The sequence below is a fragment of the Phytoactinopolyspora endophytica genome (assembly GCF_004138495.1).
GTDB classification, from domain to species: Bacteria; Actinomycetota; Actinomycetes; order Jiangellales; family Jiangellaceae; genus Phytoactinopolyspora; species Phytoactinopolyspora endophytica.
The window spans coordinates 41,764-50,642 of sequence record NZ_ML142863.1 but is presented as its reverse complement, the minus strand read 5'-3'; the positions used below and the strand labels follow the sequence as shown (position 1 = coordinate 50,642).

Sequence of the window (8,879 nt, the reverse complement as noted above, 5' to 3'; positions counted from 1 at the left end):
TGACGCTCTCCAACGGAGAGCTCCTCGGCCGGGATGCCAGGTCGCACGTCGAGCCCGTGCCGCTCGCACAGCTCGCCCAGGCGCTTGCGCATCGCCGCGGACGACGGCCGGAGGCGACCGGTCGGTCGGGCGAGAGCGATGTTCTCCTCCGCGGTGAACGTCGGGACGAGAGTGAAGTGCTGCTGCACCAGCGCGACGCCCTGTCCATTGAGCCGGCGCGGGTCGAACTCGGCGACCCGCAGGCCGTCGACGGTCACCGAGCCCGAGTCCGGTCTGTCGAGGCCCGCGATGATCCGCATCAGGGTCGACTTGCCGGCCCCGTTCTCGCCGACGAGCGCATGGATCTCGCCCCAGCGCACGTCGAAGTCCACCGCGTCCAGTGCGGTCAGGAGCCCGAAGCGGCGCGTGACCGCCTCGACGTGCAGCGCCGTCATGGTGTTCACCCAGCTACTCGCTGACGAACTCGATGGTCAGGGATCCATCCTTGATCTCAGTGAGCCGCTCCTCGAACAGTTCCATGACGTCCGCGGAGATCTCGGACTCCCACGTCGGGCTGATCACCACGTCCATCGCGTCGTCGGCCATCCCGACGTCGTAGTAGCGGGCCTCGCTGCCGTTGCCCGCCGCGACGTCTTCGACCATGAGGCGGAACGGTGCGTCGAGGTTCCAAGTGAACGAGGCGACGACGGCGTCCGAGCGCTCCGACATGTCGCCGGTGTAGCCGAACGCGGTCAAGCCACGCTCGTCGGCGGCCTCGATCTGCCCGAACGTCGGGCCCTGCCCGCAGCCGACGAACATGGTGGCGCCGGAGTCTGCTTGCGACAGCGCGGTCTCCTTGGCGAGCTGGATGTCCTCCCAGCTGCCCACCTCGACGAACGATCCGGTGGTTTCCGGCCGAAGCTCCTGCACGCCTTCCAGGAACGAGTTGTACATGGCTCGGCAGACGGGGATGTCGAACCCGCCGGCGCCCGCGACGTTCCCGTCGTCGATCGCGCCTGCGGCGAGGATGCCTTCGAGGTAGGTCGCCTCGTGGAACGGCTGGGCATAGTCCCCGACGTTGCCGTCGACGTCGCCGAAGCCACCCGCGTAAACGAACAGGGTGTCGGGGTACTTGGCCGCGACCTCCTTGACGTCGTCGCCGTAGTTGAACGAGTGGGCGATGATCGGGCTGTAGCCCTGCTCTGCGAAGTCTTCGAGGGCGCGGATCGCGTCGGCTCCGGGCTGGACGTTCTCCTGGCTGGCGAACTCGGAGATGACACCTTCGGATTCGAGCTTCTCGCCCGCCTTCAGCGCGGCCTCGCCCCACGACCCGTCGCGGAACTCGGGGTAGTAGACGACCGCGAGCTTGGGAGCGGCGTCGCCACCGTCGTCACCTTCGGACGCTGTGGTCTCCCCGCCATCGGCCTCGGTCGCGCTGCCGTCGCGCCGGCCGTCGTCGCCGCAGGAGCTGAGCGCGATGGATACGGCGATGGCCGCAAGTGCGGCGGTGCGCGTGCGTCGTGCCACGGATGTGTCTGCCATCTGCGCAACGGTAGGAATGGTCCGTTTCGCGCACGTTGTCGCGCATGACGATCAGATTTCGATTCGTATTTGTTATCAGCGGAGGTCGTTCTAGGGTTGCCGGGTCGTGTGTGCGGCTGTGGGTCGACTGTCGCCGGTTACTCCGCGGACGGCTCGTCGCTCGTTGGACGGTTCACCGTGACCAGCAGGACGCGGGCCGAGCAGGTGTCGTCGGTGCGCCAACGGTGCCGGACGTGGCTGGCGTGCCAGAGCGAGTCGCCGACACCGAGGGTGATCTCCTCATCCTGGCCGCGCATGAAGATGAGCGAGCCGTCGAGCACGTAGACGAAGTCCTCGCCATCGTGGGCGAACCACTCGGGCTCGATGAATCCCGACGGTAGGTCATAGCGGAACGCCTCGATGGCACGGTCGCGCGCACCGGACAGCAGCTGGCTGGTCACCGTGCCGGGGACGTCGCTGATCGGGACCCGCGCGCCGGTTCCGGCCCGGACCACCACGGTGCCTTCGTCCGTAGACGGCATCAGCGCGGCCGGGGAGAGCTCCAGCGCGGCGGCCAGCCGGTAGAGCGTAGCCACACTCGGCGTGGTCCGGCCGTTCTCGACATTGGAAAGGAAAGGCTGGGAGACGTCCGCTCGTGCCGCGAGCTCCCGCGTAGACCAGGCGCGGTCCTGGCGGGCGAGGCGGAGCGCGGCACCGATCGACGCGGCGATCGACGAGGAGTCTTCCGATTGGATTGCGACCACTACCTCAGTGTCCCGTGCCCGGCGACCGCTCGCCCCGGCAACCCGGGCGCGGGCTCCAGGCAAGCCCCCGATCGACGTTGCTGGGCCGCGACCAGGAAACACGGCTGACATTATTGCTGCCTATGTTCGGCTCCATGCCCGCCAAGCCGCCACCTGAGCGAGGTCCTACCATGCCTGGACCGCTTGACCCGCCGCCCCGCCTGCTCATGGGTCCTGGGCCGGTGAATGCCTACCCGACGGTGCTGCGCGCCATGTCCGCCGGGATGGTCGGCCAGTTCGACCCGGCGATGACCGGCTACATGAACGAGACGATGCAGTTGTACCGGCAGGTCTTCGGCACCTCGAACGAGGCGACGCTGCTGGTCGACGGGACCTCGCGGGCCGGCATCGAGGCGGCGCTCGTCTCGCTGGTCGAGGCGGGCGACCGGGTCCTGGTGCCGGTGTTCGGCCGTTTCGGTCAGCTGCTGTGCGAGATCGCGGAGCGATGCGGCGCCGACGTGCACGTGCGCGAAGTCGGATGGGGCGACGTGTTCGAGCCGGAGCAGATAGAGAAGGCGATCGTGGAGACTGAGCCCACCGTCCTCGCTTTGGTGCACGGTGACACCTCGACCACGATGTTGCAGCCGTTCGAGGGTATCGGCGAGATCTGTGAACGTCATGGTGTGCTCTTCTACGCCGACGTCACGGCGTCGCTGGGCGGCAACGCGTTCGTGATGGACGACCTCGGCGTGGACGTGGCGACGGCCGGGTTGCAGAAGTGCCTGGGCGGCCCGCCCGGCAGCGCCCCGATCAGCCTCTCGCCGCGCGCCGTGGAGCGGATCGAACGACGACGGAGCATCGAGGCGGGCATCCTGGACGCCGGCGACGAGATCGTCGAGATCCCCGGCCGGATCCGCTCGAACTACTTCGACCTGGCGATGATCATGGACTACTGGGGCGAACGCCGTCTCAACCACCATACCGAGGCCACCAGCATGCTGTACGCGGCGCGCGAATGCGCTCGGGTACTGCTCGAGGAAGGCATCGATGAGGCGGTGGCCCGGCACCGGCTGCACGGCGCGGCGATGCTCGCGGGTGTGCGCGGATTGGGGTTGACCCCGTACGGCGACGTCGCGCACAAGATGCACAACTGCGTCGGCGTCGAGATCCCGCCCCGTGCGGACGGTGAGCGTGTGGACGGTGAAGAGGTGCGCAAGATGATGCTGGAACGATTCGGTGTGGAGATCGGGACGTCGTTCGGTCCCCTGCGCGGGCGGATCTGGCGGATCGGCACGATGGGCTACAACGCGCGCACCGACGCCGTGCTCACCACGCTGGCCGCGTTCGAGCATGCGCTGCGCCACGCCGGCGTCGGTGTACCGGCCGGAGGCGGTGTCGACGCGGCCCTGGAGGTCTACAGATGAGCGGCGAGACGCCGAGTGAGGGGAGTGGTCGGCGTAGGGAGGAACGAGCGCAGCCGTCCGCGGAGCGAGTGAGAAGTCGAGCGCGACCAGAGACAATGAGCATGGGGGAGAAGCTGATGCGCCGGTGCGACGAGCTGGCCGAGCTCTCCTCCGACCCCGACCGGCTCACCAGGGTGTACCTGTCGCTCGAGCACGCGCGGGCCAACGAGCTCGTCTCCCGCTGGATGGTCGACGCGGGGATGAGGACCTGGTGCGACGCCGCCGGCAACCAGTGCGGCCGGATCGAGGGCGACCGTCCCGGCCTGCCCGCCGTGATCCTGGCCTCGCACGTCGACACTGTGCCCGGCGCGGGCAAGTACGACGGCATGCTTGGCGTCGTCCTCGCGATCGAGGTGGTGGCCCGGCTCCGGACGTCCGGGCGCCCGCTGCCGTTCGCCGTCGAGGTGGTGGCGTTCGGCGACGAGGAGGGCACCCGGTTCGGCGCCGCGCTGCTGGGCAGCCGGGCCGTCGCTGGTACATGGGACGACGAGTGGTGGGCGCTGCGTGACGCGGACGGTATCTCCCTGGCCGACGCGTTCGCCGGGTTCGGTCTCGACCCCGGCCGGGTGGGCGAGGCCGCCCGGTTGCCGGGGGAACTGGTGGCCTACCTGGAGGCCCACATCGAGCAGGGTCCTCGCCTGGAGACGGCCGACCGGGCTCTTGGCGTGGTCAGCGCCATCGCCGGCGCCCGGCGGTTCGTGATCGACGTCGTCGGAGAGGCGCGGCACGCAGGCGGAACCCCCTACGAACGACGACGGGACGCGCTGGTCGCCGCCAGCGAGGTGGTGGTGGCCATCGAGCGGCTGGCTCGCGACGGTGCCGGGATCGCCACGGTGGGGCACCTCTCCGTCGAACCGGGCGCGGTGAACGTCGTCCCGGGCCGGGTGGAGTTCAGCCTGGACATCCGGGCGGAGTCCGACGACGAGCGCGATACGCTCTGGGCCGCCATCCAGGCGACGACGGCCGAGGTCGGGCACCGTCGTGACGTGGGGTTCACGAGCACGCAGACGCATGCCGCGGAGGCGGTACGCTGCGCGGACTGGCTTCGCGATGTCGTGACGGCAGGGATCCGGGAGGCCGGCGACGCCGACCCGTTGGTGCTGTTCAGCCCGGCCGGCCACGATGCCATGGCGATGGCGTCGGTCACCGACGTGGGCATGCTGTTCGTGCGGTGCCGCGACGGCATCAGTCACCACCCGGACGAGGAGGTCCGTGCCGACGACGCCGCCGCTGCCGCCGACGCATTAGAGGCGGCGGTTCTGGCACTCGCCGATCAGCTCTGACCTGCACTGACGAGGTTCCCCGATGCCTAGGCTCCGCCCCGCAGCGTAGTCTCCCAAAGCGCCGTACGCCGACCGGCGTATACATGTGCCGCGTTCAGACCGACGATCCGGCGGCGTCTTCCAAAGCACGATCGATCCCGGGAAGAAGTACACCCAACAAGGGAGGGATCGTGCGCAAAGTCTTTGTCGGCCTGGCGGGTCTGTTGGTGCTTGCGGTGGTGGCACAGTTCTACTTGGCCGCGGTCGGCGCGTTCGACACGGCACCCAAGGACGACGCATTCGGCGTCCACCGCACGCTGGGCTACATGATCCTGCTGCTGGCCGTAGTGGTCACGATCATGGCGGCGCTGGTACGGATGCCTGGACGGGTGATCGGTCTGAGCGGGCTCGTCGCCGGACTGGCTCTCGCACAGGGCTTGATCCGGACGCTCGCGGAGGCGTTCAACGACACCGGTGATACGACGCTGGTTGCCGCGGCGGCGACCGCGGTCGTGGTGGCAGGCCTGCGCCTGTTCGCGGCGGCGCGGCGGAAAGACACCGCTATTGCTGGCCCGGGGAGCGTCGTCGCCCTGCTGACCGCCGGGTACGCGGGGCTGGCCGGCCTAGCCCTCACGCTGGTGGGCGGATACCCGTTGACGTGGAGCAGCGGACTGGTTGCCGTGTCGCTGGTGATCGTCGCCGCTCTCGTCACATGGCGAGCCGTGCCCGGAGCGGCGATGTCGGAGGTGGACGCGGGCGCGAGCGGTGCCGGAGCGAGCGGTGCGAGCCCGGTGCTCTCGCGTCGGCGCTTCATCGGCGTCGTCGGCGGAACGGTGGCGGCGGGCGCTGGAGGGACCGGCGTCGGCCTGGCGTTCGTGCCGCCGGAGTCGGTCGACGCCGGCGGAGGACGGGGGAGGTCGCATTCACCTGGCCACGGCACGCCGGTGACCGACCTGCGCGGGCCGGCCGACCCGACGCGGGGCGGTGACGTCCGCAGGCACACGCTGACCGCTCGACAGGAGGCGATCTCGCTCTCCTCCGGGCGGGAGGTGCAGGCCTGGACGTATGAGGGTGAGGTGCCGGGTCCGCGGATCACCGCCACTCATGGCGATCTCGTGGAGGTCACGCTACGCAACACCGACATCGGCGACGGTGTGACCCTGCACTGGCATGGGTACGAGGTGGCGTGCGGCGACGACGGCGCGCCGGGCGCTACCCAGGACGCAGTGATGCCTGGCGAGGAGTTCGTCTACCGGCTCCGCGCCGAGCAGGTGGGGACGTACTGGTACCACACCCATCAGGTCTCGCACCGTGGCGTCCGGCTGGGGCTGTACGGCACCCTCGTGGTCACGCCTCGTGCCGACGACGGGGGGTCGCAGGCGACACAAGACGAGGTGGATCTCACGCTGCCGGTGCACACGTTCGACGGCATCTTGGTGATCGAAGGTCACGACGAGGTGCTCGAGCACACCGCACGCGCCGGCGCTCCGGTCCGGCTCCGGCTCGTCAACACCGACTCCGACCCGCACCGATTCGCCCTCGCCGGCACGCCGTTCAAGCTGGCGGCGGTGGACGGCAGGGACCTCAACGAACCCGATGAGGTCGACGGCGTCCACCTGAGGCTGCCCGCCGGTGGCCGGTACGACCTGACCTTCGCCATGCCGGACAGCGTGGTGGCGCTCATCGTCGACAACAACCGCGACGGCGGTGTGCGACTGCGCCCGGGCGAGCCCGACGGTGAGGCGGATGTCGAGGAGTTGGGGACGGCTGCGGTGGAGGACACATCTGGCTGGCCGGAGTTGGATCCGCTGCACTATGGGCGGCCCGCCGCGGTGCCGTTCGAGACGGACGGCCCATTCGACCGGGACTTCACCCTGGTCCTCGACCGAGGTGTGGCCATGGTGGACGGGGCTCCTGCCTACGCCCACACGGTCAACGGGCTGGGCCATCCGTCGATCCCCGAACAACTGGTCGCCGAAGGCGATCTCGTCCGGTTCACGGTGGTCAACCGCAGCCTGGAGACCCACCCGTGGCATCTGCACGGTCACACGATGCTCGTCCTCTCCAGGGACGGGGAGCCGTACACCGGCAGCCCGTTGTGGGTCGACACGTTCGACGTGCGTCCGGGCGAGGTGTGGGAGGTCGCGTTCCTGGCCGGCAACCCGGGCCTCTGGATGAACCACTGCCACAACCTTCCGCACGCCGAGCAGGGCATGATGCTGAAGCTCGGCTACGACGGCGTGACCTCACCGTCCCACGGCGACCACGCGGAGGGCGGAACGGAGCGGGCAGGAGGGTCGAACCATGACCATTGAGCAGGGGCTACCCGCGGCCATCACGTCTGACGCGCTGCTCATGAGCGTTCGCGACCGCAGCCGCGTCGTCATCGACCATGAGATGAGGCGGCTGTCCGGCCGGGCACACAACCTGAGCCGGCGCGACATCGCCGTGATCGAGGCCGCCCTGGACGACCTGGTCGAGAGGCTGGTCCTCACCCGGCTACGCGGCCTGCCGGACCAGGCCGAGCACCTCGCCAAGCTTTTCGACGTCGGTGTGGAGGATGACTCTTCATGACGTCAACGCACGATGGACCCGTTCCACGTCGCGGGCAAGGGAGTGCTCTTCGACGGTGATGACGACGTCGTGTGTGACGACCACTCGACCGTTCACGATGAGCGTCTCCAGCGGCGGGCGACCACCGAGGACGAGCGCGGCGACCGGGTCGGCGATACCGGCGTGCGCTAGCGTATCCATCCGCCACAGCGCAAGATCGGCGAGCTTGCAGGGCTCGATCGAGCCGGTGTCGGCGGCACGTCCAAGCACGTCGGCTCCGCCCATCGTGGCCAATCGCAGCGCGTCCCGGACCGCCATCGCCGTGGGTCCGCCGACGGCCCGGGCGAGCAGCACCGCATGGTGCATCTCCTCCCACAGGTCGCAGGACTCGTTGCTCGCGGCACCGTCGACCCCGAGCCCGACGCGCGCTCCCGCCTTCATCAGGTCGGTGGTCGGTGCGATGCCGGCGCCGAGGCGCCCGTTGGACGTTGGGCAGTGCGCGATGCCGGTCCCGCTGCGGCCGATGCGGGCGATCTCGTCGTGGCTCAAGTGAATGCCGTGTGCGTACCAGACGTCCGGCCCTGCCCAGCCGAGCTGCTCAACGTACTCCAGCGGCGTGCATCCGAACCGGGAGGCGGAGAACTCCGCCTCGTCGGCGGTCTCGGCGAGGTGCGTATGCAGCAGGACATCCGCGGAACGGGCCAGTTCCGCGGAGAGCCGCATAAGCTCACCGGTGACCGTGAACGGCGAGCACGGCGCCAGCGCGATCCGGGTCATCGCGTCGGGCGACGTGTCGTGCCAGCGGTCGATGGCCGAATGACTGGCCTCGAGGACGGCGTCGATCTCCTCGACGATGTGGTCGGGTGGCAGGCCACCGCGGCTCTGGCCGAGATCCATCGAGCCGCGGCACGGATGGAACCGCAGCCCGACCTGGCCGGCGGCGTGGATCTCGGCGCCCAGCAGGTCCCCGCCATCTTTCGGGAAGACGTAGTGGTGGTCGGTGGTCATCGTGCAGCCGGTGCGGGCCAGATGTGCCAGGGCGGCGCCGGCGGCGGTCGCGGCCGCGTCCTCGTCGAGCCGGGCCCAGACCGGGTAGAGCGTGGTCAGCCACCCGAACAGGGTCTCGTCGACGGCCATCCCGCGGGTCACCCACTGATACAGATGATGGTGTGTGTTGACCAGGCCCGGCGTCAGCAGGCAGCCGCGGCCGTCGACATATGTCGCCGCTGTGTCCGTGAGCTCCGTGGGCGCCGCGCCGGGTGCCACTTGGGTGATGCGGTTGCCGTCGATCACGACGTGGCCCGTCGCGTACTCGTCGCCCGCCGTGTTCACCGTGACGACGTACGCACGGTCGATCA

The 8,879-nt window shown here is 69.5% G+C and carries 8 protein-coding genes; 4 read left to right on the top strand and 4 right to left on the bottom strand.

Annotated elements, in window-relative coordinates:
- The 3 genes from ELR45_RS24445 to ELR45_RS24435 all read right to left on the bottom strand — a co-directional run.
- On the bottom strand, positions 1 to 434 hold a 434-nt coding region (locus ELR45_RS24445), incomplete at its 3' end, for an ATP-binding cassette domain-containing protein (RefSeq protein ID WP_205857224.1).
- A 13-nt stretch (positions 435 to 447) separates the two neighbouring features.
- Positions 448 to 1,521: a BMP family protein gene (locus tag ELR45_RS24440; RefSeq protein WP_129668682.1), complete on the bottom strand. Its 1,074-nt coding sequence runs from the start codon at positions 1,519 to 1,521 to the stop codon at positions 448 to 450.
- 137 nt (positions 1,522 to 1,658) lie between these two features.
- Positions 1,659 to 2,264 carry a helix-turn-helix domain-containing protein gene (locus tag ELR45_RS24435; RefSeq protein ID WP_165368071.1) on the bottom strand — a complete coding sequence of 202 codons (606 nt, stop codon included), beginning with the start codon at positions 2,262 to 2,264 and terminating at the stop codon, positions 1,659 to 1,661.
- 170 nt (positions 2,265 to 2,434) lie between these two features.
- Here ELR45_RS24435 and ELR45_RS24430 point away from each other — a divergent pair, with 170 nt between their 5' ends.
- The 4 genes from ELR45_RS24430 (at position 2,435) to ELR45_RS24415 (ending at position 7,542) form a co-directional block, all read left to right on the top strand.
- Positions 2,435 to 3,667 carry a pyridoxal-phosphate-dependent aminotransferase family protein gene (locus ELR45_RS24430; RefSeq protein WP_205857186.1) on the top strand — a complete coding sequence of 411 codons (1,233 nt, stop codon included), beginning with the start codon at positions 2,435 to 2,437 and terminating at the stop codon, positions 3,665 to 3,667.
- Positions 3,668 to 3,762: 95 nt separating this feature from the next.
- Positions 3,763 to 4,989, top strand: coding sequence for an allantoate amidohydrolase (locus tag ELR45_RS24425; protein ID WP_129668679.1), 1,227 nt, complete (start codon positions 3,763 to 3,765; stop codon positions 4,987 to 4,989).
- 170 nt (positions 4,990 to 5,159) lie between these two features.
- On the top strand, positions 5,160 to 7,283 hold the full coding sequence (locus ELR45_RS24420) for a multicopper oxidase domain-containing protein (protein WP_205857184.1): 2,124 nt from the start codon (positions 5,160 to 5,162) through the stop codon (positions 7,281 to 7,283).
- Positions 7,273 to 7,542: a hypothetical protein gene (locus tag ELR45_RS24415; RefSeq protein ID WP_129668678.1), complete on the top strand. Its 270-nt coding sequence runs from the start codon at positions 7,273 to 7,275 to the stop codon at positions 7,540 to 7,542. The genes ELR45_RS24420 and ELR45_RS24415 overlap by 11 nt, the downstream gene beginning before the upstream one ends.
- Here the strand turns inward: ELR45_RS24415 and ELR45_RS24410 are convergent.
- The gene (locus ELR45_RS24410; RefSeq protein WP_129668787.1) at positions 7,537 to 8,877 is read right to left on the bottom strand and encodes an 8-oxoguanine deaminase; all 1,341 of its coding nucleotides are present in this window, start codon (positions 8,875 to 8,877) and stop codon (positions 7,537 to 7,539) included. The genes ELR45_RS24415 and ELR45_RS24410 overlap by 6 nt on opposite strands.
- Positions 8,878 to 8,879: the final 2 nt, after the last annotated feature.

Coding starts and splice junctions, on each gene's coding strand:
- ELR45_RS24440 (WP_129668682.1), bottom strand. CDS start 1,521: ATGGCAGACACATCCGTGGCACGACGCACGCGCACCGCCGCACTTGCG.
- ELR45_RS24430 (WP_205857186.1), top strand. CDS start 2,435: ATGCCTGGACCGCTTGACCCGCCGCCCCGCCTGCTCATGGGTCCTGGG.
- ELR45_RS24425 (WP_129668679.1), top strand. CDS start 3,763: ATGAGCATGGGGGAGAAGCTGATGCGCCGGTGCGACGAGCTGGCCGAG.
- ELR45_RS24415 (WP_129668678.1), top strand. CDS start 7,273: ATGACCATTGAGCAGGGGCTACCCGCGGCCATCACGTCTGACGCGCTG.